29 protein-coding genes, 1 rRNA gene and 1 riboswitch are annotated in these 25,750 nt (G+C 36.6%); of the genes, 14 read left to right on the forward strand and 16 right to left on the reverse strand.

What is annotated here, in order from left to right; all coding sequences use genetic code 11:
* Positions 1–222 (reverse strand): 16S ribosomal RNA (locus tag EPL02_RS08090); the annotation flags it as partial.
* A gap of 682 nt (positions 223–904) precedes the next feature.
* Between EPL02_RS08090 and EPL02_RS08100 the strand changes: the two genes are divergently transcribed.
* Both EPL02_RS08100 and EPL02_RS08105 read left to right on the forward strand, forming a co-directional pair.
* A complete protein-coding gene (locus EPL02_RS08100; protein ID WP_434223173.1) occupies positions 905–2,491 on the forward strand; it encodes an AMP-binding protein in 1,587 nt (528 codons plus the stop codon).
* Between the two features lie 118 nt (positions 2,492–2,609).
* Entirely contained in the window at positions 2,610–3,287 is a 678-nt protein-coding gene (locus tag EPL02_RS08105) for an MgtC/SapB family protein (RefSeq protein ID WP_094911221.1), read from the forward strand.
* A gap of 15 nt (positions 3,288–3,302) precedes the next feature.
* Here the strand turns inward: EPL02_RS08105 and EPL02_RS08110 are convergent, their stop codons facing one another.
* From EPL02_RS08110 to EPL02_RS08145, 8 genes are all read right to left on the reverse strand, one after another.
* Positions 3,303–3,848, reverse strand: coding sequence for an NAD(P)-dependent oxidoreductase (locus EPL02_RS08110; RefSeq protein ID WP_286175337.1), 546 nt, complete (start codon positions 3,846–3,848; stop codon positions 3,303–3,305).
* Positions 3,849–3,888: 40 nt separating this feature from the next.
* A complete protein-coding gene (locus EPL02_RS08115) occupies positions 3,889–4,656 on the reverse strand; it encodes a sirohydrochlorin chelatase (RefSeq protein ID WP_131887438.1) in 768 nt (255 codons plus the stop codon).
* Positions 4,657–4,672: 16 nt separating this feature from the next.
* Complete coding sequence (gene cobA / locus EPL02_RS08120) at positions 4,673–5,449, reverse strand: uroporphyrinogen-III C-methyltransferase (RefSeq protein ID WP_131887439.1); 777 nt, start codon at positions 5,447–5,449, stop codon at positions 4,673–4,675.
* A 119-nt stretch (positions 5,450–5,568) separates the two neighbouring features.
* Complete coding sequence (gene cysC, locus EPL02_RS08125; RefSeq protein ID WP_094911217.1) at positions 5,569–6,168, reverse strand: adenylyl-sulfate kinase; 600 nt, start codon at positions 6,166–6,168, stop codon at positions 5,569–5,571.
* A 12-nt stretch (positions 6,169–6,180) separates the two neighbouring features.
* A complete protein-coding gene (sat, locus tag EPL02_RS08130) occupies positions 6,181–7,329 on the reverse strand; it encodes a sulfate adenylyltransferase (RefSeq protein ID WP_094911216.1) in 1,149 nt (382 codons plus the stop codon).
* Between the two features lie 37 nt (positions 7,330–7,366).
* The gene (locus EPL02_RS08135; protein WP_094911215.1) at positions 7,367–8,422 is read right to left on the reverse strand and encodes a sulfate permease; all 1,056 of its coding nucleotides are present in this window, start codon (positions 8,420–8,422) and stop codon (positions 7,367–7,369) included.
* Between the two features lie 19 nt (positions 8,423–8,441).
* Positions 8,442–9,152 carry a phosphoadenylyl-sulfate reductase gene (locus tag EPL02_RS08140; protein ID WP_205687706.1) on the reverse strand — a complete coding sequence of 237 codons (711 nt, stop codon included), beginning with the start codon at positions 9,150–9,152 and terminating at the stop codon, positions 8,442–8,444.
* 95 nt (positions 9,153–9,247) lie between these two features.
* Positions 9,248–9,391 (reverse strand): YezD family protein, encoded by a 144-nt coding sequence (locus EPL02_RS08145; protein WP_076512348.1) that lies wholly within the window; start codon positions 9,389–9,391, stop codon positions 9,248–9,250.
* A 104-nt stretch (positions 9,392–9,495) separates the two neighbouring features.
* Positions 9,496–9,602, reverse strand: a riboswitch (SAM riboswitch).
* 220 nt (positions 9,603–9,822) lie between these two features.
* On the opposite strand from EPL02_RS08145, the gene cdaS reads away from it, so the two are divergent.
* The 4 genes from cdaS to EPL02_RS08165 all read left to right on the forward strand — a co-directional run bounded on the left by cdaS (position 9,823) and on the right by EPL02_RS08165 (position 13,414).
* A complete protein-coding gene (gene cdaS, locus EPL02_RS08150; protein ID WP_165932533.1) occupies positions 9,823–10,449 on the forward strand; it encodes a sporulation-specific diadenylate cyclase CdaS in 627 nt (208 codons plus the stop codon).
* 218 nt (positions 10,450–10,667) lie between these two features.
* Complete coding sequence (locus EPL02_RS08155) at positions 10,668–12,089, forward strand: alanine/glycine:cation symporter family protein (protein ID WP_434223174.1); 1,422 nt, start codon at positions 10,668–10,670, stop codon at positions 12,087–12,089.
* Between the two features lie 95 nt (positions 12,090–12,184).
* Positions 12,185–12,571: a VOC family protein gene (locus tag EPL02_RS08160; protein ID WP_131887441.1), complete on the forward strand. Its 387-nt coding sequence runs from the start codon at positions 12,185–12,187 to the stop codon at positions 12,569–12,571.
* Between the two features lie 66 nt (positions 12,572–12,637).
* Positions 12,638–13,414, forward strand: a complete 777-nt coding sequence (locus EPL02_RS08165) for a potassium channel family protein (protein ID WP_131887442.1) — start codon at positions 12,638–12,640, stop codon at positions 13,412–13,414.
* Between the two features lie 20 nt (positions 13,415–13,434).
* On the opposite strand, the gene EPL02_RS08170 is transcribed toward EPL02_RS08165, so the two are convergent.
* The 3 genes from EPL02_RS08170 to EPL02_RS08180 form a co-directional block, all read right to left on the reverse strand.
* Positions 13,435–13,839 (reverse strand): YugN-like family protein, encoded by a 405-nt coding sequence (locus EPL02_RS08170; protein ID WP_094911212.1) that lies wholly within the window; start codon positions 13,837–13,839, stop codon positions 13,435–13,437.
* A 93-nt stretch (positions 13,840–13,932) separates the two neighbouring features.
* Positions 13,933–15,282, reverse strand: a complete 1,350-nt coding sequence (locus tag EPL02_RS08175; RefSeq protein WP_094911211.1) for a glucose-6-phosphate isomerase — start codon at positions 15,280–15,282, stop codon at positions 13,933–13,935.
* 256 nt (positions 15,283–15,538) lie between these two features.
* Positions 15,539–15,745: a hypothetical protein gene (locus EPL02_RS08180; protein WP_094911210.1), complete on the reverse strand. Its 207-nt coding sequence runs from the start codon at positions 15,743–15,745 to the stop codon at positions 15,539–15,541.
* Positions 15,746–16,023: 278 nt separating this feature from the next.
* On the opposite strand from EPL02_RS08180, the gene EPL02_RS08185 reads away from it, so the two are divergent.
* Genes EPL02_RS08185 through mnhG form a run of 7 tightly spaced genes read left to right on the forward strand, consistent with a single transcriptional unit; the run spans position 16,024 to position 21,778 of the window.
* A complete protein-coding gene (locus EPL02_RS08185) occupies positions 16,024–18,429 on the forward strand; it encodes a Na+/H+ antiporter subunit A (protein WP_094911209.1) in 2,406 nt (801 codons plus the stop codon).
* On the forward strand, positions 18,429–18,851 hold the full coding sequence (locus EPL02_RS08190; protein WP_094911208.1) for a Na(+)/H(+) antiporter subunit B: 423 nt from the start codon (positions 18,429–18,431) through the stop codon (positions 18,849–18,851). Before EPL02_RS08185 ends, EPL02_RS08190 begins: the two co-directional genes overlap by 1 nt.
* Positions 18,851–19,192, forward strand: a complete 342-nt coding sequence (locus tag EPL02_RS08195) for a Na(+)/H(+) antiporter subunit C (protein ID WP_094911207.1) — start codon at positions 18,851–18,853, stop codon at positions 19,190–19,192. The genes EPL02_RS08190 and EPL02_RS08195 overlap by 1 nt, the downstream gene beginning before the upstream one ends.
* Positions 19,182–20,666: a Na+/H+ antiporter subunit D gene (locus EPL02_RS08200; protein WP_094911206.1), complete on the forward strand. Its 1,485-nt coding sequence runs from the start codon at positions 19,182–19,184 to the stop codon at positions 20,664–20,666. Before EPL02_RS08195 ends, EPL02_RS08200 begins: the two co-directional genes overlap by 11 nt.
* Before the next feature lie 6 nt (positions 20,667–20,672).
* Positions 20,673–21,149: a Na+/H+ antiporter subunit E gene (locus EPL02_RS08205; protein WP_094911205.1), complete on the forward strand. Its 477-nt coding sequence runs from the start codon at positions 20,673–20,675 to the stop codon at positions 21,147–21,149.
* 1 nt (position 21,150) lies between these two features.
* A complete protein-coding gene (locus tag EPL02_RS08210) occupies positions 21,151–21,435 on the forward strand; it encodes a Na(+)/H(+) antiporter subunit F1 (protein WP_094911204.1) in 285 nt (94 codons plus the stop codon).
* Positions 21,419–21,778: a monovalent cation/H(+) antiporter subunit G gene (mnhG, locus tag EPL02_RS08215; RefSeq protein WP_131887443.1), complete on the forward strand. Its 360-nt coding sequence runs from the start codon at positions 21,419–21,421 to the stop codon at positions 21,776–21,778. The genes EPL02_RS08210 and mnhG overlap by 17 nt, the downstream gene beginning before the upstream one ends.
* A gap of 38 nt (positions 21,779–21,816) precedes the next feature.
* Here the strand turns inward: mnhG and EPL02_RS08220 are convergent, their stop codons facing one another.
* Positions 21,817–22,980: an iron-containing alcohol dehydrogenase gene (locus EPL02_RS08220; protein WP_094911202.1), complete on the reverse strand. Its 1,164-nt coding sequence runs from the start codon at positions 22,978–22,980 to the stop codon at positions 21,817–21,819.
* Positions 22,981–23,190: 210 nt separating this feature from the next.
* Here EPL02_RS08220 and EPL02_RS08225 point away from each other — a divergent pair, with 210 nt between their 5' ends.
* The gene (locus EPL02_RS08225; protein ID WP_094911201.1) at positions 23,191–23,421 is read left to right on the forward strand and encodes a DUF378 domain-containing protein; all 231 of its coding nucleotides are present in this window, start codon (positions 23,191–23,193) and stop codon (positions 23,419–23,421) included.
* Positions 23,422–23,461: 40 nt separating this feature from the next.
* Here EPL02_RS08225 and yugI read toward each other — a convergent pair whose 3' ends face one another.
* From yugI to EPL02_RS08240, 3 genes are all read right to left on the reverse strand, one after another.
* A complete protein-coding gene (yugI, locus tag EPL02_RS08230) occupies positions 23,462–23,860 on the reverse strand; it encodes a S1 domain-containing post-transcriptional regulator GSP13 (RefSeq protein ID WP_094911200.1) in 399 nt (132 codons plus the stop codon).
* A gap of 207 nt (positions 23,861–24,067) precedes the next feature.
* Positions 24,068–25,228, reverse strand: coding sequence for an aminotransferase (locus EPL02_RS08235; protein ID WP_094911199.1), 1,161 nt, complete (start codon positions 25,226–25,228; stop codon positions 24,068–24,070).
* Entirely contained in the window at positions 25,228–25,728 is a 501-nt protein-coding gene (locus EPL02_RS08240) for an Lrp/AsnC family transcriptional regulator (protein WP_094911198.1), read from the reverse strand. Before EPL02_RS08240 ends, EPL02_RS08235 begins: the two co-directional genes overlap by 1 nt.
* Positions 25,729–25,750 lie beyond the last annotated feature (22 nt).

The raw sequence follows: 25,750 nt of genomic DNA on the forward strand, positions 1-25,750 counted from the left end.
CCGAAACCATCTTTCAATTTTCTCTTATGCAAGAAAAAATGTTATCCGGTATTAGCTCCGGTTTCCCGGAGTTATCCCAGTCTTACAGGCAGGTTGCCCACGTGTTACTCACCCGTCCGCCGCTAACGTCATAGAAGCAAGCTTCTAATCAGTTCGCTCGACTTGCATGTATTAGGCACGCCGCCAGCGTTCATCCTGAGCCAGGATCAAACTCTCCGAAGAAATGTTTGACTTGCTCATAAAAGTTTAAAAAAATTAACGTTGACGTTTGTCGCTTTGTTCAGTTTTCAAAGTTCAACCGCCGCTCTTAAGCGACTTTTTAATGTTACCAAGTTATCTTCATAAAGTCAATAACTTTTTTAAAATAATTTTTTCGCTTTTTCAGCGCGTCTGCTGTGTTATCTCAGCGACATTTAATAATATATCATCATATTATTCATATAGCAACTGTTTTTTTAATATTTTTTTCAAAAAGTTAACTATAGTAAAAAAACCATTTTACTAGATGCTTGAACTTTTATAGGAATAGAACGTTTTACTCTCACATATCTTCTAGTAATAACATTGAATAGATAGGAAGTTGATGTAATGAACCTATGGATTTCAATCGCTCTCTACGTATCCTTTATTATGTCCATCTTTTTAATTTCTCAAGCGTATTTTGAATCTTTGCGCTTAATGAACTCTGAAGGAAAGGTAAAAGGAATCCCTTTCGTTTTTCTCTCATCCTTCAGCTTAGTATTTACTCTTTTAACTTCTTATTTTTATCAGTTACTCTATTAACAAATTTCTCTACACTTCGACAAACCTCCCCGGGCAGGTTGTCGAAGTTTTTTTATGAAACATAAAGAAAGTGCTGGTACAATATTAAATGTAAGCGTAATCATTAAGTTAGGGGGAACCAATACTGATGCTAAAAAACTTAACAATTGGCCAATTATTAAAAGAAACCAGTACTTTATTTAAAGATCATTCAGCGGTTATCTACTCTCAAGAGAATATTCACTATACGTATAACGAATTGTATAACGAAACAACAAAAGTTGCAAAAGCTCTCCTAGGATTAGGGATTAAGAAAGGAGAACATATTGCAGTATGGTCTACTAATCGTTTGGAATGGATTTTACTTCAACTTGCTTCCGCTCGAATTGGTGTCGTATTAGTTACGGTAAACACAAGTTATCAAGAAGCTGAAGTAGAATACCTTTTACATCATTCTGATACAACTGCCCTTTTCTATATTGATTCCTTTAAAACAACTTCATATTCATCAATCATTTCATCTATTGTTCATAAACTTCCAAGACTACAACATCTGATTAGCATTGATAATAAAAAACACCAAATGGACTGGAACCAATTTCTACTATATAGCATGAACATTTCAGATCAAGCACTCGCTCTTGCTGAGCAAGACGTTTATCCTGAAGAAGTAATTAATATGCAATATACCTCTGGCACTACAGGATTTCCGAAAGGTGTTATGCTCAGTCATAATAATATAGTCAATAATGCTCTTTTAGTAGCTAACGCAATGAAGTTATCTCACCAAGACAGACTTTGCATCCCAGTACCTTTTTTTCATTGTTTTGGTTGCGTTATGGGATTATTAGCATCAGTATGTGTTGGAGCAACCATGGTGCCCATTGTTGAGTTTAATCCTACCGCTGTATTAGAAACTATTGAAAAAGAAAAATGCACCGCTTTACATGGTGTACCAACTATGTTTATCGCTGAATTAAACCTTCCAAATTTCCACAATTACGATTTATCAAGTTTACGCACAGGAATTATGGCTGGATCAAATTGCCCTACTGAAGTCATGAAACGAGTAATGAATGATATGGGAGTTCATGAAATCACCATTGCTTATGGACAAACTGAAAGCTCACCTGTTATTACTCAAACAACTACTACCGACTCCTTAGAAAGGCGGGTAACAACTGTAGGCAAAGCTCACCCTTATGTACAAGTAAAGATTATCGATCCAGTAAATGGACATGCGTTACCGACAGGTGTACAGGGGGAACTTTGCGCCAAAGGTTACTTAATTATGAAGGGATATTACAAAATGCCAGAGGAAACGGCTAATACCATTGACGATGACGGGTGGCTTCATACTGGTGATTTAGCCGTCATTGATAATGAAGGCTATATTAAAATTACCGGTCGCTTAAAAGATATGATTATTAGGGGTGGAGAAAATATCTATCCACGTGAAATTGAAGAGTTTTTATATCTTCACCCAAAAATTGAAGACATTCAAGTGATTGGTGTCCCTGATAGACATTACGGAGAAAAAGTTGTGGCTTGCATTAAGTTAAAGCCAGGTATAGAAGCAACAGCATCTGAAATCAAAGAATATTGTAAAAACAAACTTTCACACTTTAAAATACCTGAATCTATCTATTTCGTAGAAACATTTCCAATGACGGCATCTGGAAAAATCCAAAAATACAAATTACGGGAACAACTTCAAAATTTTTCATAAAAAATGATATTTTTCGCCTCTAAACACTAAAAATAGTTTACTATACTAACTATACATATCTGTTCAAACCTTATCATACAGATATAAACAACACAGTTTAGTGAAATAGGTGAATAAAATGGATCATCAAATGTTATTAAAGCTTGGCATATCTGCTCTATTAGGACTTATTATCGGATTAGAGAGAGAATTAAAGCGTAAGCCTGTAGGTTTAAAGACTTCCCTTGTTATTTCAATTATCAGCTGCTTGTTAACTATTGTCTCAATCGAATCCTCCCATATCCTTAATGATGGTGATAACATTACTATGGATCCATTGCGTTTAGCAGCACAAATTGTGTCTGGTATTGGATTTCTTGGTGCAGGAGTTATTTTACGCAAAGAAAATGACAGTATCTCAGGGTTAACAACGGCTGCTATTATATGGGGAGCTGCCGGTATTGGTATTGCTGTAGGTGCAGGCTTTTATATGGAGGCCTTTGTAGGGGTTATTTTGCTCATTATTAGCGTTGAGCTCCTCCCGTTTTTAATTACCGTTTTCGGACCAAAACAGCTGCGTGAAAAAGATCTCATCCTTCAATTGAAACTGGCGAACAAACATAATATTGTTGAGACAACAGCCAGTATTAAAGAAAAAGATATTACGATAAAGAATATACGTATTAAAGATTTAGATACGGGGCAACTATATATTCGAATGAAAGTGTCTGTTCACCAAAAGCGCCCTACCACTGAAGTTTATTACGAAATACAGAAGATTTCAGGTATTCGAAGCATCGAAATTGAAAATGTCTAAAAGGCACAATGCCTTTTAGACATTTTTTAAATGTTTTAAAAACCGCTCTCGAGACTTTTCAGATAACCGAAACTCATCTTCTGTCGCTTCTGTTAATAACTCATACTTCTCCACATATGGCAAGTCCATACTGTGAATAATTTCTCTGCACTGCTTCAAAAAATATGTGTATTGTGTATAACTATCGTCAAACTGAACTTGCAAATCTCTAATAATCTTCTTTGTTAACAACGGACTTGCTCCATTTGTGGATACAGCGATAGACAATTCTCCCCTAGAGAAATTTGCAGGAATATAAACATTTCCTTTTTTATGTGCACTAGCCACATTGACAAGCTGATTCTCACTCTTTTCTTTTTCTATTATCTCTAAAGCATCAACTTGATGAGTAGCCACTATAATAAGAAATGTGTTGGCTAAATCTCCTTTTTGCAGACAGCGATTTTTTACCTTTACTTTTCCTTGTTCTTCCCATTCATAGATATCTTTTTCCACATGTGGCGATACGACAATAATCTTCGCTTTTTGTTCCAGCAGCTTTCGAACACGCCTAACTGCCACCTTTCCTCCCCCAACAATTAGGACCGTTTCCCCTTCTAGATTAAGAGTAACGGTAAACATCGTATTCATTTCCCTTACTGTTTAATAAGCTATTCACTCGATCTTGTAAAATATTACTTAAGGCATTATGATAACCTAAATAATTTACTAAGATAAATTCTTGGTCAGCTTTATTCCATCTTTTTAACTCTGTTCGAATTTCGTTCATCAAAATCCCTGTAAATAAAAGGTATGGTAATACAAACACTTGTGAATATCCAGATTCACTTGCTTGTTTTAAGCCATCTAAAAGCTTGGGTGTTGTGGCAGCTAAATAGCAAGTATCTACATGCTCAAATCCACCTTTATATGCCAAGCGTTTGGCAATTTCACGGAAATCGTTTTTGACTTCAGGATCGCTGCTTCCACGGCCTACTAATAAAACCATTGCGTCTTTTTGAATGGGAACTTCAGTCTCCTTAATTCTCTCTAATAAGATATCCACAATTTGATCATCAACACCAAAAGGGGTACCATAAGCGACTTTGACATGTGGATAGTGTTGATAAACTTTGTGTATTTCTTCTGGAATATCCACTTTAGCGTGACCCGCTGTTAACAATAAGACAGGGACAATTGCAATTCTAGTAGCTCCTTGCTCCACACACTTCTTGAAACCTTGTTCAATTGTAGGATTTGCTAACTCCAGGAAACACACTTCTTGAATTGGAACATCAACTTTCAATTTACTTCTTTCAATAAATTCAATGGCTTGATCACAGCCTTTTTTCACTCGGCTACCGTGACAAATATACAATACTGCATCCATATCATTCACCTCTTTATTAAGCTTCTTCTACACAAGCATATTGTGTAGAAGCCAACTGTTCAAACCAATTTAGTTTTTCATGAAAGCGGACAACCTCGCCTACAACAATTATGCTTGGGTTTCCTATCTTCTCTTTTTTTACAATATCAACAATTGTATCTAGTTTACCACTAACTGTACGCTGCTCACCGTACGTTCCCCAATTAATAAGTGCAATGGGCGTATCTTTTGATTTCCCGTGCTCAATAAGCGATTCACAGATATAAGAAAGATTTTTAACCCCCATATAGATCACCAATGTATCAACAGCTGTTGATAACTGATCCCACTTAACAGCTTTACAAGGCTCGTCTTGGCGATGTCCTGTTATAAAAGCGACGCTCGCACTATAATCACGATGTGTAACAGGTATTCCCGCATACGAAGCTGCAGCAATTCCCGATGTAACACCAGGAATAATTTCAAAATCAATATTATTCTCTACCAAAGCCTCTGCTTCTTCTCCTCCTCGTCCAAATACAAAAGGGTCTCCCCCTTTTAAACGCACGACAACTTTACCTTTTTTAGCAAATTTCACTAGAAAACTATTAATTGTTTCTTGCTTCAACGTGTGATAATTAGGTAATTTACCACAATAAATGATATTTACTTCTGATTTAGCATACTCTAACAACTCTTTATTCACCAAGCGATCGTATAAGATTACGTCTGCTTTTTGAATAGCTTTTATTGCTTTAACCGTAACCAATTCTGGATCTCCCGGACCTGCCCCAACCAAATACACTTTCCCCATTCTTCCAATTCACCCTCTCAATACTGTTAATCTACTCTTATTAACGAATAAAGCAAAGGCCCTCACTATGCAAAGCACAGCTTTGCTTTTGCGATGTGAGGGCCTTTATTTCTTACTTTTTAAATGAATTTTTTATTTGTTAAATAAGCTAAAACTGTTTCAACACATTCTTCGACTGTTTGATTAAATGTATTTACAACCAGCTCAGCATTTTCCGGAGCTTCATAAGGTGAATCGATACCTGTAAAGTCACGAATTTCACCACTTCTAGCTTTTTTGTAAAGGCCTTTAGGATCTCGTTTTTCACACTCTTCCAGTGGGCACTCTACGTACACTTCTACAAATTCATCTGCTTCTAAGAGTTCTCTTACCTGTGTACGGTCTTCTTTAAATGGTGAGATAAAGGCTGTTAATACAACTTGCCCACTGTCAACGAACAGCTTGGAAACTTCTCCAATCCGACGAATGTTCTCAGTACGATCTTCAGCAGAAAAGCCTAAATTTTTATTTAAACCAAAGCGAATGTTATCTCCATCTAATACATAATTGCGAATATTTTTTTCAAACAATGCTTGTGCTACTGCATTTGCAACGGTTGACTTACCCGAACCTGATAAGCCAGTAAACCATAGTACAAAGCTGTAGTGTCCGTTTTGTTGCCTTCTTGCTTTTTTATCAATCCCTGACTCGTGCCATGTAATATTTGTTGATTTACTCAATTCAACCGCTCCTTAATTTGAAGTTACTGTTTGCTGTAATCCTTTTATTAACACTTCAATTACTTCTTTCCGACTAAACGTACTTGGTGGAACTTCACCATTTCGAAGCATTTCACGTACTTTTGTTCCTGATAAAATCACATGGTCTTCTTTTTCATGTGGACATGTTTTAGTTGAAGCCATCCCTTCACACTTCTTGCAGTAAAAGCTGTGTTCAAAGAATAGTGGTGTAATCCCAAGCTCATCTTCTGTAAAGTTATTAAAGATTAATTGCGCATCGTATGTTCCATAGTAGTCACCTACACCAGCATGATCACGACCTACAATAAAGTGTGTACATCCAAAGTTCTTACGCACTAATGCATGGAAGATTGCTTCTCGAGGGCCAGCATATCTCATAGCTGCTGGGAAAACAGCTAAAAATACACGATCTTTTGGATAGTAGTTTTTAAGCAATACTTCATAGCTTTCCATACGAATATCCGCTGGGATATCATCAGATTTTGTTTCTCCTACAAGTGGGTTTAAAAACAGTCCATCAACAATTTCTAAAGCCGATTTTTGAATGTACTCATGAGCACGATGAACTGGATTACGAGTTTGAAAACCTACAACTTTTTTCCAGTTGCGCTCTTTGAAGATTGCTCTCGTTTGTACTGGATCTAAATAATACGTTTCAAACTTATCTTTTTGCGTACGATTTACAAGTATAATCGAACCTGCTACATATACATTGGGACGTTCAAATAATTTGCGAACGCCTGGATGAGCTAGTTCTGCTGTACGATAAACGTGTTCTGCTTCTTTTTCCTTATTTGGTTTGTACGTTTCAGATACTGTTAAGACACCATAAACCACACCATTTTGCACAAGTTTGACTTGATCTCCTACTTGTAGCTCCTGCGCTTTTTCTTCTGTAACTGGAAGAGTAATTGGAATACTCCAAACTGTACCATCAGCTAATCTCATGCTTTCCACAACAGATTCATAATCACGCTGTCCTAAAAAGCCTTTAATAGGACTATATCCGCCGATTCCAATTAACTCTAAATCACTTAATGCAATATTATCTAATTCAATCTCTTTAGTAACACCTGTATAATCATAGTCAGGTTGATACAAATTAACTAATTCTCCACCATGTGCTTGAATTGAACTCATCCTAAATTCCTCCTCAATAAATAACTAATATTTATATTTAAGCAGTCATCTTTTGGTTTTCTTGTTTTTGTTTTGTTGTTTTAATTAAACTAAGAATGCCATAAGTTGCAATACAACCGCTCATTAATACCACAAATGCATAAAAATCTGTTTCAACCACTAATTTCACTAAACCGTAAGAGATAACAAGAGAAAAGACTGGGGATACAACCCATACTTTTAACATCTGAACAATAACCCGTCTTTGATCCGAAGTAAAACCAGATTTAGCTGCTCCTATGCCAATAATAGAAGAGGTTGTAACCTGTGTTAGGGGAACAGGAAGCCCAAATATGGAAGCTGCGGTAACCAACGATGCTCCTGTCCCAGAAATAATACACCCTTCACCCACTGTGAAATCCGTAATTTTCTTCCCATTTGTCTCAATTACTCGATCTCCTAAAAGTAAGGCGCCTATTGCAACGGCTAATCCCCCTGCTATAACACCAGTTGATGTACTGATCATACCAGCCCCAACAAGTGGTCCTACAGCATTTGCTACGTTGTTCATACCCGCTGAAAAAGCTTCAAAAAAACCAGTAGCTATTACTAAAGCTGCAAGTGGTTTTTTCCACTTTTGTTGAGTAGGCTTTTTTTTCTTTTTTAATAGCCACCCACATACAAAGGCAATCACAAACGAAACAATCGGTACAATAATCCAAAAGCTCATAACAACCAATAGTTTTTGGATATAAACAGATTGATAGGCAATTCCAACACCTACAACTGACCCTACTGTTACCTCACTAGTTGATAGAGGTATTCCAATTAAATTAGCAAAGAATAATGATAGAGTTGCAGAAGCTAAAATAATAATAACTAGCTCAACTGTTAGGATGCTTTCTGGAATAATACCAGAACCAATTGTTTTAACAACTTCTCCTCCGCCAATAACAGCACCTAGTAAAATACCTAATGCACATATAGCTAGTGCTACTTTGCGATGCTTAATAGCACCTGAACCGTAAGAAACTCCCATAGCAGCTGCTGCACCACTTGCACCAATATTCATTGCAAAAAAGAGAGCGATCGCAAAAGCAATGTAAACAAGCATAAATTTTCAGCTCTTTCATTTAAGATTCATGTAAGCCACATTCTACTTTCTTAGTACCTGCCCATCTTCCAGATCGCAAATCATCCATGTTATAGGCAGGTAGCGTACAGGGCTCACACCCAATGCTTGGATATCCTTGATCGTGAAGCTTGTTATAAGGCAAGTTATGCTTATATACATATCGCCAAATTTCTTTCCAAGACCAGTGAATTAATGGACAAACTTTAACCTTCTTAAATTTCTCATCCTTATTAAAGAATTCTGTTTTACTTCTTGACTCAGACTGTTCTCTTCTTAACCCTGAGATCCAAGCATCATAAGGCGCAAGTGATTCTTTTAAGGGGATAATCTTTCTAATTTGACAGCATAGGTTAGGCTCAGTTTTCCAAAGCTCATCACCATGCTTTTCAGCTTGCTCTTGTAGCGATAGGTTAGGTTTTTTCATTTGGATACGTAAGTCTGGAAATTTCGCTTTAATTGCTTCAATGACTTCGTACGTTTCTTTAAAATGAACACCTGTATCTAAAAAAACAATATGCGCATCTTTTTTCACTTTTGAAATTAAATCAATTAATACAATTCCTTCAATTCCAAAGCTAGATGCATAAATAAGAGAATCACCGTAGTGGTTATATGCCCACTCTAAAGCCTTTAAAGCTCCTTTTGTTTCATCTTGCTCATCAAAATTTGGAAATTGATTTGGCCATTTCTCATACGTATATACACTCATGATTTTCACTCCAATACTTTGTTATCCAATCAAAAAAGACGGTTTTATCCCAGTGGTGAAGGATAAAACCGCCTCTAGTTTGTCTAGTCAGCTATTTATTTAATTCTTACTTTTTCATTTTTCTCAAGTTGAACTACTTTCCCATCTTGAACCACAAGCGTGATTGAACCAAACTTCATGTCGCTTAGCATTTTTTCTACACTTGCAAAAACAGAATTTAAGTCAGAGTTTTGTGCCATCACAGTCCCTCCTTATTTGTTAACAATATATTCAACAGGCTTCTGTTTTTTCATAAAAAATAAAAAGTCTTTCACACTTGAAAGACTGATTAGGCAACAAATTCACCTTATCTTTCAAAATGAAAATCATTTTGTTGGAGTTAGCACCTTGCACAATGTGCAGGTTGCTGGGTTTCAAAGGGCCAGTTCCCTCCACCACTCTGGATAAGTATTTTTTAAAAATTTTAGCATATTTAGAATATTTGTCAACAACAAAAAATTATTTATCCGATAAGAAAACTATACTTTAAATTAACAGAAATATCTATTATTTTTTTATTATATGCACAGTTTTTTTGGGCGTCACTCTTAACTCACATCCCTATAGTATAGATTTATATCTTTCGTACACATTAAAACATAATGATTATTTTAGATTGGAGCTATGTTCAATGATAGAAAGTCACTCTTTTCAATTAGATGATGTAATCAAACAAAGTTTACAAGATCATTTAAGTCAAATAGCAGCGGAAGCAATGAAAATTCAGCAACATCTAGAAAGCAGTGACCACTGTGTTTTATGTGATTTTGAAGACTTACGAAAATTATTTCAAAGCGTCCAGTCCACAGCTGCATCTTATTATTTAAGACACTACTTGTCTCCTTATACTCACGAATACGCAGCTCTTTCACTCGCGATACATAATTTATCTGAGAAACATCACGGAGCGTTAATGGTTATTGAGAGGGATGACTCCGTGGAGCATCTAATTCAAAAAGGAATTCCTATCCATGCTCCTGTTACCTCGACGCTCGTTGAAACCATCTTTTATCCTGGAAATCCATTGCATGATGGTGCCGTTGTAATTAGAAAGAATCAAATCATTTCAGCAGCTAATGTATTACCACTCTCCACAAAGGTACTGCAAAAAAAACTTGGAACACGTCACCGTGCCGCTCTTGGCATGTCTGAACAATGCGACGCACTTATCTTAGTAGTATCGGAAGAAAGCGGTCGAATCTCTTTTGCTTTAGATGGAAGTTTATATCCAATTCATTCCAGCAAAAATAATTTGTAAGCGGATGCACCTGTCTGACATCATACCTTATAGTTATAAAAAAAGAGATTAAACGATAAAAAAAACTTATTACAGGTTGCCTTTTATACGTCTAACGCGCTATAATCACTAATGTCAGAAAACCTTACACATTTGAAAAATCATTATTAAAATGACTCTTTTTATGAACAGCTAAGGTTAATCATTAATTAAGGGAGAGAACTTTTAGGATGGAAACCATATCGACTCTATTCAGCAACTTTGTGAATGAGGCCAATAATTTTTTATGGACTTACATATTGATTGCGCTTCTTTTATTAGTTGGATTATATTTTACAATTCGTACAAAATTCGTTCAATTTAGTCAGTTCAAAGAAATGGTTCGCTTGTTAGGTGAAGGCGCTAAGACCGACGGAAGCGATAAAAAAGGAATTACATCCTTTCAAGCTTTTGCTATTAGTACAGCAGCTCGTGTAGGTACTGGAAACCTTGCTGGTGTTGCTTCTGCAATTGCTCTCGGGGGACCTGGAGCAGTATTTTGGATGTGGGTTGTTGCTTTAGTTGGATCAGCATCAGCTTTTATTGAAAGTACACTTGCTCAAGTTTATAAAGTAAAAGATAAAGACGGATTTCGTGGTGGTCCTGCTTATTACATGGAAAAAGGTTTAAACAAACGTTGGATGGGCGTTTTGTTTTCTATCTTAATCACCATTTCATTCGGATTAGTTTTTAACTCTGTACAAGCAAACACAATTTCACTTGCATTCGAAGAAGCTTTTGGCGTTAATCGCTTAATTGTTGGTATTGTCGTTACAGCCATTGTGGGCGTTCTCATTTTTGGTGGTATTAAGCGAGTAGCCAAAGCATCAGAGTTAATTGTAGTAGTAATGGCCGTTGTATATATTGGATTAGCATTAGTTGTTCTAGCTATTAATATTACAGAAATTCCACATATGATTGCATTAATTATAAAAAGCGCTTTTGGACTTGAAGAAGCATTTGCCGGTGCCATCGGTGCTGCCATCATGAATGGTATCAAGCGCGGATTATTCTCTAACGAAGCTGGTATGGGTAGTGCACCTAACGCGGCCGCAGCGGCATCTGTTAGTCACCCGGCTAAACAAGGTTTCATTCAAGCCTTAGCTGTCTTTAACGATACGCTAATCATTTGTAGTTGTACTGCATTCATCGTGTTATTATCTGGTGCATACGCAACGCCTGGACTTGAAGGAATTCAATTGACTCAAGTTGCATTAAGTACACATATTGGTGGATGGGCTGTTCAATTTATTGCTATCATTTTATTTATGTTTGCATTCAGCTCATTAGTAGCTAACTATTATTATGGAGAAACAAACATTGAATTTTTAACATCAAATAAAGTCTGGTTAAACCTTTACAGATTCGGCGTTATCTTAATGGTGTTATTCGGGTCAGTTGCAAGCTTGGGCGTTGTTTGGGGACTTGCAGACTTATTTATGGCCCTAATGGCAATTACAAACTTAATTGCAATTATTTTATTAAGTAAGGTGGCAATTGCCGTCCTAAACGATTACCTATCTCAGCGTAAAGCAGGAAAAGATCCGGTTTTCTATAAAGATTCTGTTAAAGGGTTAGATAATTTAGATTTCTGGGAGCGTTCTCGAGAAATCGATAAATAATAAAAAAGCAGCTATTATGCTGCTTTTTTATTTGACTATATTTAACAGAAAATTTAAACTATCATACAGAAACTAATAAGAAAAGGTGATAATTTATGGCAATTCTAGGGTTTGAGCACGTAGGTATTCAGGTAAAAGACATTCAAAAATCGATTACATTTTATACAGAAATTGTTGGATTAGAACTATTAGACACGTTTCCACATACAGATCCGTCTTTAAAGCTCGCTTTTTTAGGAATAGACAACAACATCATTGTGGAATTAATTGAAGGATATAACTCTACTCTACCAGCAGAAGGGAAAGTTCATCACTTTGCACTGACAGTAGATAATATTGAAGCAGAGCGTTCACGCTTAAAGAAACTTAACGTTTCCTTTGTAGACGAAGAAATCGTGACGTTGCCTAACGGGGCAAAATATTTGTTCTTTTACGGGCCTGACGGTGAATGGATTGAATATATGGAAGTAAAAACAAGATAAGTTCTTATACCTCTTTCATAAGTTGGTCATACTAGTAACTAGACCCTTATGCTTGGAGGTTTTTTTATGGTCGATTGGCTTCTGTTTCGTTTTTTTCGCCGTTCTGTCATAACACGTTTACTATTTATTATTACGTGCTTAGTTATTTTATTTGGAATTATTATGCATATAGCTGAACCGCAAACCTTTTTTACAATTTTTGATGGGATTTGGTGGGTAGTTATTACCATTTCAACAATTGGCTATGGAGATTTTGTACCTGACACGGTTATTGGTAAGTTAATTGCTATGCTTTTAATTTTGATTGGTACAGGTTTTATTACTACCTATTTTGTCTCACTAGCTACAATCGCAGTGTCAAAGGAAAACGCCTACCTAGAAGGAAATTTAAAGTTTTTAGGTAAAGGTCACCTTATTATTATTGGCTGGAATGAAAGAGCTAGATTGGTTATTGAAGAATATAAGAAGGCTTTTCACGAAGAAGTTATTGTCTTAATTGATAGTAGCCTAAAGAAAAACCCAATGATTTGTGACAGATTACACTTCATTAAAGGCAGCGCTTCTGATTCTAATACGTTATCCTTAGCCAATCTTTCAAACGCCAAAAAAGTATTAATTACTGCTGACCAACATACAACAGAAGAACAAGCTGATATGCAAACAATTGTGACACTAGTAGCAATTAAAGGCGTTCATCCTTCCGTCTATCTCATTGCTGAGCTTTTAACTGAAAAGCATATCCGGAATGCAGAAACAATTGGGGTTAATGAAATTATTAAAACGAATGAAATCATCAGCCAATTAATGCATGAGAATATTTTTGTTACAAAGCTAAAAGAGTAATGAGAGTCTGCTATCTTCTTTTAGCTTTGTAAGGCTGCTTCTGCTTCTTTTAACAGTTCTTTTCCTAACGAAATGTATTCTTCAGGAAATTGTGCATCTGGGTCCTGAGGCTCTGCAAATTGGTTAAAGGATGCATTAGCATTTCCTACGTGAACATTATCATCTAGCCCAATTTGATATTTGTGTGAAAGCAAATAGGGCTTTCCAATTTGAACTGTTGTCCCTTGTGAATCTAGCTGACCATCCATAGCTTGAAAGGGAATTCGTAAAAACTGATATCCAACTTCATCATTTATCTTATAATCAAAAAAACCGTGATCGTAATCCCAGTTTCCTCCTATAACGTATCCTAACGGTTTTAATGTTTGTTCCAACACGTATAGTTTAAATAGTTCGCCTTCTAATTTTGAAGCTAATTCAATCATTACCTCGCCTCCTCATTTGTTAACATCTCCTTTTCACTATAAATTATCCACAAAAAAAGTGCGGAAATGAATTCCGCACTTTTACTTGCTACATTATTTTAAGCGTTTTTCTAACTCTGCTTTTTTCTCTTCAAACCCTGGTTTACCAAGAAGTGCAAACATATTTACCTTGTATGCTTCTACACCAGGCTGATCAAATGGATTTACACCTAATAAGTAGCCGCTTATCGCACAAGCTTTCTCGAAGAAGTATACTAAATAGCCAAACGTATACTCATCTAAAGCTGGAATGCTTACAACTAAGTTTGGTACACCACCATCAGTATGAGCAAGCATTGTGCCTTGGAACGCCTTTTTATTTACGAAATCAACTGTTTCACCAGCTAAGTAGTTTAAGCCGTCTAAATCTGCTGCATCAGACTCAATTGTTAACTCATGGCGCGACTTTTCTACTTGTACAATTGTTTCGAATAAGTCACGGCGACCTTCTTGTACATATTGACCTAATGAGTGAAGATCAGTAGAGAAGTTTGCTGAAGAAGGGTAAATACCTTTTTGGTCTTTTCCTTCACTTTCGCCAAATAACTGTTTCCACCATTCTGCAAAGTATTGAAGAGCTGGCTCATAGTTAATTAGCATTTCAATTGTTTTACCTTTATTGTAAAGAACGTTTCGAGCAACTGCATATTGATATGCAGGGTTTTGCTCAAGTTCAGAAGCTGCAAAATCATTTTGTGCTGCTGCTGCACCTTTCATCATATCTTCAATATTTAAACCAGCAGCTGCAATCGGTAAAAGACCTACTGCTGTTAAAACAGAATAACGTCCCCCAACATCATCAGGAATAACAAATGTTTCATATCCTTCTTCATCTGCTAGCGTTTTTAATGCTCCACGTGCTTTATCTGTTGTAGCGTAAATACGTCCACGTGCTTCTTCTTTACCATATTTCTCTTCCAATAGTTTACGGAAAATACGGAAAGCGATAGCAGGTTCTGTTGTAGTACCTGATTTTGAAATAACATTGATAGAAAAATCTTTATCTTGTAAGACATCCATTAAGTCTTTCATGTATGTCGAGCTAATATTATTTCCAGCAAAAATTACTTGTGGAGTTTTGCGCTGTTCTTTTGATAGAGTGTTGTAAAATGAGTGTTGTAGCATTTCAATTGCAGCGCGTGCTCCTAGATAAGAACCACCAATTCCAATTACAATTAAAACATCTGAATCACTTTTAATTTTTTCAGCACTTTTTTGAATGCGAGCAAACTCTTCTTTGTCATAGTTAGTTGGTAGGTCTACCCATCCTAGAAAGTCGTTACCTGCCCCTGTTTTTTCATGAATTGAATGATGCGCTACTTTAACAGCATCGCGAAGGTATGTAAGTTCGTGTTCACCAAAGAAAGATAAAGCATTTGAATAATCAAAACGAACATGTGTCATATTCTTTTCCTCCATTAAATTGTTCTTTCCCTCCACTTTATCGAAAGGATGCCATGAATTCAAGTAAAAGACATCAATAAAAATGTTGTTACCTCAGTCTTTTACAATTCTTTTTTCACTATACACTTTTTTTCTTTCATAAAACAACCTTCTAATAGAAGATTTTTGCTTTTCATAATACCATTTTTCATCACAATAAAAAACGGTTTAAAGAGCGTATTCTTAAAACCGTTTTCAATTCTTTCCTATTCAATATTTATTCATTTTCTTCAAGAATTGATTTCCCTTCAGAAATGACATAATTGGTTGCCCCAATCTTTACATATTCTCTTGGCTTATAAGTTGGTAGCTCAACCGGCCTTTCAATAATAGCCGTATCAGCGGATGTAGACATTTGTTCATATTGAACCGGAGACATGTTGAACTTTTGCTGTTCTTGAACCGTTAGGTGATTATTCACCATATACCCTCCAGTGACTAAAATTCCAAATATTGAGCCACTCGCTATAATTTGTCTGAGATACACATTTATCACCTCACTATTAGGGTGACAAAAATCGACGAGTTTTATTCAAAAAAAAAATTTTTTTTTACGGTTGTGTGGACGAGTTTCTATTTATTTAATAAGACAGGTAAAAAACGTTGATACTACTGAGTAGCAAGGATGCACGCACTGTTAAAGTATTATATAATCATTCATAGAAAATCTAATCTATTGGATGTCACAAGGAGGTTTGTGTTTTGTCTTGGTTACATCTGGTGATCATCTCACCATTCTTATTAGCATTCCTTATTCCACTTCTGTATAAATCATTTAAACAGATTCATACAGGGTGGTTTGTGTTGCCATTACCGCTTGTGCTGTTCCTTTACTTTACGAAGTATATAAGCGGGGTTGCAAACGGAAATTCGTATTTATATTCATTGAAATGGATACCTAGCTTAGGGATTAATTTTGATGCTTATATTGATGGACTGGGCTTATTATTTGCTTTGCTAATTACAGGGATTGGAACGCTAGTTGTCCTGTATTCCATCTACTATCTATCAAAAACGAAAGAGTCACTTCATACCTTTTATGTATATCTCTTAATGTTTATGGGAGCTATGCTTGGAGTGGTCTTGTCTGATAACCTAATTGTTCTTTATAGCTTTTGGGAATTAACAAGTCTTTCGTCCTTCCTACTGATTGGCTATTGGTATCAACGAGAGAAGTCACGCTATGGAGCTCAAAAGTCAATGCTTATTACCGTTTTTGGTGGCTTGGCTTTATTAGCAGGAATCGTATTACTATCAATTCCAAGCGGTACATTTAGTATTAGAGAAATTGTCGCAAACTTAGATGTTGTCACGTCAAGTTCACTCTTTATCCCCGCAATGATTCTTGTTTTGCTTGGTGCCTTTACGAAATCTGCACAATTCCCATTCCACATCTGGTTACCAGATGCAATGGAAGCACCAACACCTGTTAGTGCTTATCTACACTCTGCAACAATGGTTAAAGCTGGTATTTACCTAGTTGCACGACTAAGTCCGGTTTTTGCAGATCACGCAGTGTGGTTTACGCTCGTATCAACTGTTGGGATTATAACCCTTTTCTGGGGCTCTTTCTCGGCTGTAAAGCAGACAGACTTAAAAGGAATCCTAGCTTTCTCAACAATCAGTCAGCTTGGAATGATTATGTCTTTGCTTGGTGTAGGAAGTGCAGCTTTACACTATGAATTCTTAGACGATAACATTTATGTTGTCGCAATCACAGCAGCTGTATTCCACCTTATTAACCACGCTACATTTAAAGGTAGTCTATTTATGGTTGTTGGGATTGTAGATCATGAAACGGGAACACGTGATATTCGCAAGCTAGGCGGGCTAATGACCCTTATGCCAGTAACATTCACAATTGCAATAATTGGTGGATTTGCAATGGCTGGTCTTCCACCTTTTAATGGATTCCTAAGTAAAGAAATGTTCTTTACGGGAATGGTTAACGTTACAAAGATGGATATTTACAACATGGAAACATGGGGAATTTTGTTCCCTGTTGTTGCTTGGATTGCAAGTATATTCACGTTTGTTTACAGCATGATTTTGGTATTTAAAACATTTACCGGTAAATACCAACCTGAAAAATTAGAGAAAAAACCACATGAAGCTCCTGTAGGTATGTTAATTTCACCTGTTATTTTAGCTTCACTGGTCGTTATTTTTGGATTATTTCCAAATATATTAGAGTCTAGCATTATTGAACCTACCATGGCTTCAGTTGCGCCAAGCTTGCTAGATGCTGGTGAACAGTTCCATGTTCACATTACATTTTGGCATGGCTTTACGCCTGAACTCTTTATGACAATTGGTGTCATTGCTGTAGGTATACTATTATTCTTAACCTTACACAAATGGACGAAAATCTATCACTTGTTCCCTGAGTCTATTACGTTAAACAATGCGTATAATAACGGATTAGCCGGTATGGAAAAGGGATCAAATGGAATTATGAAATTCATGATGACAGGCTTTATTCGTGACTATTTATTGGTTATCTTCGCCTTTATTAGTACTGCTATTTTAATCACTTTATTTACACAAGGTGGATTTAAAGTAGACACTAGTAATATGGCGGATATCGGTATTTATGAAGCAATCCTAGCTGTAATTATGGTTCTAGGAGCTATTACAACAGTTTTTGCAAAGTCACGTCTAACAGCAATCATTTCATTAGGTGTTGTTGGCTACACCCTTGCTCTGTTCTTCGTGTTATTTAGAGCACCTGATTTAGCATTAACACAGCTAGTAATTGAAACAGTATCTGTTGCATTGTTTTTACTGTGTTTCTATCACCTACCGGAATTTAAACCGAAAAAAGTACGAGTTAAATTCCATTTACCAAACTTGATTATCGCTTTACTCGTAGGAGTCACGGTAACGCTGGTTGGAATTGCATCTAGTAGCACAAAGCTATTCGATTCAATTTCACAATACTTTATTAACAATAGCTACAAAGAAGCCGGTGGAGAAAATATGGTTAACGTTATTCTCGTTGATTTCCGTGGCTTTGATACGTTATTTGAAATTGCTGTACTATGTATTGCCGCGCTTGGAATTTACAGCATGATTCGATTACGCTTAGCAAAGGAGGAAAATAGATAATGAAAAAAAATGATTTAATTTTGCAAACAACGACTAAAGTCGTAACGTTTATCATTATCATTTTTGCTATTCACCTTTTCTTTGCAGGTCATTACACACCAGGCGGAGGATTTATAGGAGGTCTTACGACTGCAGCTGCTCTTGTTTTGCTACTAATAGCATTTGATATAAAAACGGTATCTAAAGTAATTCCGTTTGATCATAAAAAAGTAGCAGCATCGGGGTTGCTTTTAGCAATATTAACAGGATTAGGAGCTTTTATCTTTAAAGTTCCTTTCCTTACTCACACATTTGACTATTTTTACCTTCCTATATTAGGTAAAACAGCTTTAGCGACGGTTGTCTTATTTGACCTCGGCGTTTATCTAGTAGTTGTAGGTGTTACGATGACCATTATTCAAACGATTGGAGAGAGTGAATAATGGAAATATTAATGTCAATTGTATCAGGGATTTTATTTACAGTAGCCGTCTACCTGATGTTATCTCGCAGTATATTGCGCATAATTATTGGGACAGGAATACTAAGTCATGGCGTGCATCTGCTAGTACTAACAATGGGAGGATTGAAAGCAGGGACAGTTCCTTTACTTGGTGAAAATGCCCCTGCCTACACAGACCCCCTACCACAAGCATTAATTTTAACAGCAATTGTTATTAGCTTTGGGGTTACATCCTTCTTTCTTGTATTAGCTTATCGTGCGTATCAAGAACTTGGAACAGACGATATGGACAAGTTAAGGGGACATGAAAATGATGAATAATTTTGTAATCATTCCGCTGCTTATCCCGTTTGTTGTAGGTGTTGTGCTTATATTTTTCAAAGACAATATTAAACTTCAAAGGATAATCAGTACGATATCATTAATTGCTACAACTGGATTTGCAGCGTATTTAGTACAACTTGTATATAAAAATGGAGTTCTAACTCATAAACTTGGGAACTGGGAACCTCCGTTTGGAATTATTTTGGTTGCTGATATGTTAGCTGCTTTACTTGTATTAACAGCAAGCATTGTTGCACTTTGCTGTACACTATTTGCTTTTCGCTCAATCGGGGAAAAACGAGAACGATTCTATTTCTATCCACTCGTTCATTTCTTAATGGTAGGAGTATTTGGCGCCTTTTTAACTGGAGATATCTTCAACTTGTTCGTTTTCTTTGAAGTAATGTTAATGTCTTCATACGCTTTAATTGTGATTGGAGGTACACGAGCACAACTTAGAGAATCGTTAAAGTATATACTCATTAACGTTATTTCTTCTGCTTTATTTGTTATAGCTGTAGCGTATCTATATTCTGTTACAGGTACCCTCAATATGGCTGATTTATCACAAAAGGTTGCGGAAGTTAATCAACCTGGGATTTTGACAACAATTGGGATTTTATTCTTTATTGTATTCGGTCTAAAAGCCGCATTATTCCCAATGTATTTTTGGTTACCTAGTGCCTACAATGCACCACCTCCCGTTGTCACAGCCCTTTTTGGTGCACTATTAACTAAGGTTGGAATTTATTCTATCTTCCGTACATTCACGCTAATCTTTTATCATCAGCCTGAGGTCACTCATCAACTTATTGGCTATACGGCGCTGCTAACAATCGTCATCGGTACAGTGGGCGCTATTGCTTATAACGATATGAATAAGATTTTAATCTATAATATTGTCATTGCAGTTGGTGTTATCGTATACGGTATCACTTTAACAACTCAGGCCGGAATCGAAGGTGCAATCTATTACTTGATTCACGATATGGTCATCAAAGCGGCACTGTTTTTATTAGGCGGAGCCATCGTTGCTATTACAGGGACAGCTAAGCTAAAAGAGATGGGCGGATTAATTAAGCGGCACCCTAAGTTGGGATGGATGTTTTTTGTGGCTGTCGTTTCGCTAGCTGGTATACCTCCGCTAAGTGGGTTTGTTGGTAAATTTCTTCTTGTCCAAGGTGGACTAGAATCACAGAGCTATACGTTTGTTACGGTATTGCTTGTATCAAGCTTAATGGTGTTATATTCTGCGATGAAGATCTTTATGAACTGCTTCTGGCGCGCACCAAAATTAACCGAGGAGCAAGAAAAAGGGTCTACAAAAGGAATGCTGTATCCAGCAGCTATTCTACTTGCGATCTCAGTGTTCTTAGGATTAGGTGCGGAGGTTGTATTCCCTTATATTTCAATGGCAGCTGAAACACTCATGGACCCTTCTATTTATATCGAATCGGTGTTAAAGGAGTAGATCTGCATGTCATTTCAACTATTATTAAACGTAGTAATTGCCGTTACATGGATGTTTTTAAGAGGTATTTGGACAGGGCCTTCTTTCCTTATTGGTTTCTTTTGGGGAGCAGTTATGCTGTTTGTCCTTCGAAGATTTTTCCCGCAAAGGTTTTATCTAGAGAAAATATTTGCGGTTATTAAGCTGCTTCTTATCTTTCTCGTCGAGCTATTTAAAGCAAATATTGCGGTTATTCAAGACGTGTTGCGTCCGAAATTAAATATAAAGCCGGCAATCTTTGCCATGCCAACGAAGCTTGAAAAAGATTGGGAGATTACCACTCTCTCACTACTGATTACCTTAACGCCTGGAACAGTAGTAATTGATGTTTCAGACGATAACTCCACGCTCTATATTCATGCGATGAACGTGGATGACATTGATGAGGTAATTAAGGATATTCAACATTCATTTGAAAAAGCTATTATGGAGGTGAGCCGCTAATATGCTAGAAATGTTGCTAAATCTATCGCTTCTTTTAATTTCAATTTCAACGATTGGTTTTGTATACCGCATCGTTAAAGGCCCTACAACGGGTGACCGCGCTATGGCTTTAGATGCAATTGGTATTAACATTATAGCCGTTACGGCCATCTTATCTATTATGCTACGTACAACATCATTTGTAGAAGTAATTCTTTTAATCGGAATTATCGCTTTTGTTGGTACTGTTGCATTTGGTAAGTTTTTAGAAAAAGGAGCGATTATTGAATATGACCGCGATCAGTGATTTAATTATCGGTATTATTATTCTAATGGGCGCTCTGTTGACTGTTGTTACAATGATTGGCCTCATTAGGCTACCTGACACCTATACACGAAGCCACGCGGCTTCTAAAAGCGCTACGCTTGGTGTACTGCTTATCCTGGTAGGGTGTTTACTATTTTTCTGGATTAAGGACGGTTCTATTAACGGACAGCTATTATTAGGTATTGTGTTTGTATTTATTACATCGCCAGTTGCCGGACATCTATTAGGAAGAGCTGCTTATTACAGTGGATCTCCAGTTTGGAAAGGTACTGTTCGAGACGACCTAAAAGACAAGCAAAAAAAACGAAGCATGTCTGAATAAAAAAATGCCCTGTGCTAGTCAGCACAGGGCATTTTCTATTATAAAGAAGCGCGTAAGATTGCCATTACATCATCGCGATTTAGCTTTTTAAAGCGACCAAATTCACCTTTCGCCATTGCACGATCAGCCATAAGGTCTAATTTATCTTCACCGATTTCATAATCAGCTAAGCGCGTTGGAGCACCTAAGCTTGACCAGAATTCACGAAGCTTATCAACACCTTCTAGAGCGACTTCTTTATCTGTTTTACCTTCTGTATCAACGTCGAATACGCGTACAGCCATTTGCTTAAAGCGTTCTACATTTTCATCCATCACATGCTTCATCCAATTTGGAAATAAGATAGCCAAACCACCTGCATGAGGGATATCATATACAGCCGATACTGCATGCTCGATGTTATGACTTGCCCAGTCACCTTGGTGCCCCATTTGTAACATGCCATTTAAAGCGATTGTACCGTTATATAAAATGGTTTCACGAAGTTCATAATTTTCAAGATCATTTATTAATTTTGGACCTGTTTCAATGACAGTGCGTAGAACCCCTTCACACATACGATCTTGAAGCGGTGTATTTGTTGCATCGTGAAAATACTGTTCAAACACGTGACTCATCATATCAACCATACCGTAAACAGTTTGATTTTGTGGTACTGTAAATGTGTTAACAGGATCTAAAATAGAAAACTGCGGGTATGTAGCAGGGCTGCCCCATCCGTATTTTTCATTTGTTTCCCAGTTTGTAATAACAGAACCGGCATTCATTTCTGACCCTGTTGCTGCTAGAGTTAAAACTGTTCCAAAAGGAAGAGCCTCTTTTGCTACAGCATCACGATTAATAATATCCCACACATCGCCATCATATTTTGCTCCAGCCGCAATCGCTTTAGTGCAATCGATTACGCTTCCTCCGCCTACTGCTAATAAAAACTCGATATCATGTTCTTTGCAAAGTGAAATTCCGCGTTTTACAGTTGTTAAACGAGGGTTAGGTTCAACACCTGCTAATTCATATACTTCTGCATTAATTTCTTTTAATTCATTCATTACTTGGTCATATAAACCGTTTCGCTTAATGCTTCCGCCACCGTATACGACTAATATTTTTTTACCGAAGCGAGCTGCTTCTGTTTTTAATTGTTCTAATTGACCTTTACCAAAAATTAATTTTGTTGGGTTGTAAAAAGTGAAATTTTTCATAAAAAAACCTCCTGACAATCATCATTATGAACAACGATATATAAGATGTAAAGCAAAGTGACTTCTCACAGATTATTTCCGAAAACCCTTTTTTTCACTCTTCATTTATCTGACGTTTTTTCCTATGTTCACCTTTGGTTCTTTCCACGAATATTTTTTCTTAAACATCTAAAGCTAATGAGTGAGTACAAAAAGAAAGGAGGAGAATAAATGAGTGGTGTTCAACGATTTGCGTTAGTATTAACGATTATTGGGGCAATTAACTGGGGACTTATTGGATTTTTTCAATTCGATTTAGTAGCTGCCATTTTCGGTGGACAATCAGCTGCCCTTTCTCGCATTGTATACGGATTAGTAGGAATAGCTGGTTTAATTAACCTAGGCTTATTATTTAAACCATCTGCGGAAGTAGAGCGTACTGAACCAAGAACAACTCACTAAGAAAAAAGCGCACTGCAGAATGCAGTGCGCTTTTTAAACATTATTTTTTAATTAGATCTTCGCGGTTTGATTGCTCAATCCACTCTTCTAATTTTTCTTTTAATGTGTTGAATCCTTGAGTAGACTCAGTGTGTTGTACAGTTGCTTGACGCTTTTTAGCTACTTGCTTTTTAGGCGCTGCTTCTGTTTTTTCTGGAGCAGGCTCTGTAGCACGAATTGATAAACCAATTTTGCCAGTTGCTTCATCTACTGATAAAACTTTCACGTTTACTTCGTCTCCAACTGATAGGTGCTCGTTGATATCTTTTACGAAGCCATGTTTAACTTCTGAGATATGAACTAGACCTTGTGTTTCTTCATCTAATGCAACAAATGCACCGTATGGTTGAATGCCCGTTACTTTTCCTTTTGTAACAGTACCGATTTCAAATTTTGACATATGAACACTCCTAAATACCTTTTATTTTCATCTTTATAGCCAATTTAAAATTATAGCACAGTTCACGTTTTGAATCAAAAACTAGTTATATTTATTATACTTTATTATTTCCCATATTTCCCTTAAATTATAAATAGAAAATTGATTCTATCCGCAAAAAATAAACCATGCTAACTTTTGACATGGCTCATTAGCATGGTCTTTCTATTATAACTTATTTTGCATGAAACGGCCAATACGTTTTATAGCTTCTTCTAAAGATTCCATAGAAGAAGCATAAGAACAGCGTACGTGCCCCTCTCCTCCTAATCCAAAAACGCTACCAGGCACGACTGCCACCCTCTCTTCTAAGAGAAGCTGTTCAGCAAATTGTTCAGAAGTTAAGCCTGTTTTTTTAATGGATGGGAACACATAAAAAGCTCCCCCTGGTGTATGGCACGAAAGCTGAATTTCATTTAATGATTTGACCATATAATTTCGTCTTCGTCTGTAACTTTTTCTCATTTCTTCTACATCTTGTGACCCGTTTTTCAATGCTTCAATTGCCCCGTATTGGGCCATTGTTGGTGCACACATCATAGTGTATTGATGAATTTTCAACATGGCTTGTAACAAGTCTACCGGGGCACAAATATACCCCAATCTCCAACCTGTCATTGCAAAACCTTTGGAAAAACCCGAGACAATAATTGTTCTATCTCTCATTTCACTAATTGAAGCAATCGATGTAAATGGTTCATCATAGGTTAACTCTGCATAGATTTCATCTGTAATCACCAGCAAATCATGTTTTATGACAATATCAGCAATTGCTTCAAGCTCTTTCTTTGTTAATGAACTACCTGTTGGATTATTGGGAGAACAAAGCAACAGTGCTTTTGTCTTCTTGGTAATAACTGCTTCAATTTGTTCTGGCTGTAGTTTAAATTCCGTGTCGGCTGTTGTTTCAACAGGAACTGGAACTCCTCCAGCTAAAGTTATAAGCGGACTATATGAGACAAAGTTTGGCTCTACCACAATAATCTCATCCCCAGGATTAATAATAGCACGCATTGCCACATCTAATGCTTGGCTACCTCCAACTGTAACTAATATCTCATTTTGATAATCATAAGAAACACCAAACTGCTTCTTCATATAGTTCATTAATTCTTGACGAAGCTCAAGCAAGCCTGCGTTCGCTGTATAGGATGTATAGCCTCTTTCAAGGGATAAGATACTGGCTTCACGCACAGACCAAGATGTAACAAAATCTGGTTCTCCAACACCAAGGGAGATAACGTTATCCATACTAGCTGCTAAATCAAAGAAACGTCTAATTCCTGATGGTTGTAATTCTTGTACTGTATTAGACAAGCGTTCTTTCATTACGGAGACACCACGATTCTACGGTCTTCATCACCTTGTTCATAAATCGTTCCGTCATGTTTGTACTTTTTCAAAATAAAATGCGTCGTTGTGGACAATACGGAATCTAATGTTGACAGCTTTTCTGAAACAAAGAATGCTACTTCAGACATTGATTTCCCTTCGATAATAACAGATAAATCATAAGCTCCAGACATCAAATAAACAGATTTAACTTCTTGAAATCGATAAATTCGTTCAGCAATCTCATCAAATCCGACACCTCTTTTAGGAGCAACCTTCACGTCAATCATAGCCGTTACGCCTTCATGTCCATCCACTCGACGCCAGTTGATATCAGTAGAATACTGAACAATTACTTTTTCACGCTCTAACTTTTTCACAATAAGCGTCGCTTCATCTAGGGGTAAGTCAACCATCTTAGCAATTGTATCTATTGAGATTCGACTATTTTTTTCTAAGATCTCAAGTATTTCTAATTCTTTTTCATCTAAAAACATGTAAATAACCTCCTGAAAATGA

The organism is Bacillus sp. CBEL-1 (assembly GCF_004348885.1).
Classification (GTDB): Bacteria; Bacillota; Bacilli; order Bacillales; family Bacillaceae_H; genus Priestia; species Priestia aryabhattai_A.

What these genes read in the sequence shown, in the direction of transcription:
- EPL02_RS08105 (WP_094911221.1), top strand. Translation starts at nt 2,610, where the DNA reads ATGGATCATCAAATGTTATTAAAGCTTGGCATATCTGCTCTATTAGGA.
- EPL02_RS08115 (WP_131887438.1), bottom strand. Translation starts at nt 4,656, where the DNA reads ATGGATGCAGTATTGTATATTTGTCACGGTAGCCGAGTGAAAAAAGGC.
- cobA (WP_131887439.1), bottom strand. Translation starts at nt 5,449, where the DNA reads ATGGGGAAAGTGTATTTGGTTGGGGCAGGTCCGGGAGATCCAGAATTG.
- sat (WP_094911216.1), bottom strand. Translation starts at nt 7,329, where the DNA reads ATGAGTTCAATTCAAGCACATGGTGGAGAATTAGTTAATTTGTATCAA.
- EPL02_RS08135 (WP_094911215.1), bottom strand. Translation starts at nt 8,422, where the DNA reads ATGCTTGTTTACATTGCTTTTGCGATCGCTCTCTTTTTTGCAATGAAT.
- EPL02_RS08140 (WP_205687706.1), bottom strand. Translation starts at nt 9,152, where the DNA reads ATGAGTGTATATACGTATGAGAAATGGCCAAATCAATTTCCAAATTTT.
- EPL02_RS08145 (WP_076512348.1), bottom strand. Translation starts at nt 9,391, where the DNA reads ATGGCACAAAACTCTGACTTAAATTCTGTTTTTGCAAGTGTAGAAAAA.
- cdaS (WP_165932533.1), top strand. Translation starts at nt 9,823, where the DNA reads ATGATAGAAAGTCACTCTTTTCAATTAGATGATGTAATCAAACAAAGT.
- EPL02_RS08160 (WP_131887441.1), top strand. Translation starts at nt 12,185, where the DNA reads ATGGCAATTCTAGGGTTTGAGCACGTAGGTATTCAGGTAAAAGACATT.
- EPL02_RS08165 (WP_131887442.1), top strand. Translation starts at nt 12,638, where the DNA reads ATGGTCGATTGGCTTCTGTTTCGTTTTTTTCGCCGTTCTGTCATAACA.
- EPL02_RS08170 (WP_094911212.1), bottom strand. Translation starts at nt 13,839, where the DNA reads ATGATTGAATTAGCTTCAAAATTAGAAGGCGAACTATTTAAACTATAC.
- EPL02_RS08175 (WP_094911211.1), bottom strand. Translation starts at nt 15,282, where the DNA reads ATGACACATGTTCGTTTTGATTATTCAAATGCTTTATCTTTCTTTGGT.
- EPL02_RS08180 (WP_094911210.1), bottom strand. Translation starts at nt 15,745, where the DNA reads ATGGTGAATAATCACCTAACGGTTCAAGAACAGCAAAAGTTCAACATG.
- EPL02_RS08190 (WP_094911208.1), top strand. Translation starts at nt 18,429, where the DNA reads ATGAAAAAAAATGATTTAATTTTGCAAACAACGACTAAAGTCGTAACG.
- EPL02_RS08195 (WP_094911207.1), top strand. Translation starts at nt 18,851, where the DNA reads ATGGAAATATTAATGTCAATTGTATCAGGGATTTTATTTACAGTAGCC.
- EPL02_RS08200 (WP_094911206.1), top strand. Translation starts at nt 19,182, where the DNA reads ATGATGAATAATTTTGTAATCATTCCGCTGCTTATCCCGTTTGTTGTA.
- EPL02_RS08205 (WP_094911205.1), top strand. Translation starts at nt 20,673, where the DNA reads ATGTCATTTCAACTATTATTAAACGTAGTAATTGCCGTTACATGGATG.
- EPL02_RS08210 (WP_094911204.1), top strand. Translation starts at nt 21,151, where the DNA reads ATGCTAGAAATGTTGCTAAATCTATCGCTTCTTTTAATTTCAATTTCA.
- mnhG (WP_131887443.1), top strand. Translation starts at nt 21,419, where the DNA reads ATGACCGCGATCAGTGATTTAATTATCGGTATTATTATTCTAATGGGC.
- EPL02_RS08220 (WP_094911202.1), bottom strand. Translation starts at nt 22,980, where the DNA reads ATGAAAAATTTCACTTTTTACAACCCAACAAAATTAATTTTTGGTAAA.
- EPL02_RS08225 (WP_094911201.1), top strand. Translation starts at nt 23,191, where the DNA reads ATGAGTGGTGTTCAACGATTTGCGTTAGTATTAACGATTATTGGGGCA.
- yugI (WP_094911200.1), bottom strand. Translation starts at nt 23,860, where the DNA reads ATGTCAAAATTTGAAATCGGTACTGTTACAAAAGGAAAAGTAACGGGC.
- EPL02_RS08235 (WP_094911199.1), bottom strand. Translation starts at nt 25,228, where the DNA reads ATGAAAGAACGCTTGTCTAATACAGTACAAGAATTACAACCATCAGGA.
- EPL02_RS08240 (WP_094911198.1), bottom strand. Translation starts at nt 25,728, where the DNA reads ATGTTTTTAGATGAAAAAGAATTAGAAATACTTGAGATCTTAGAAAAA.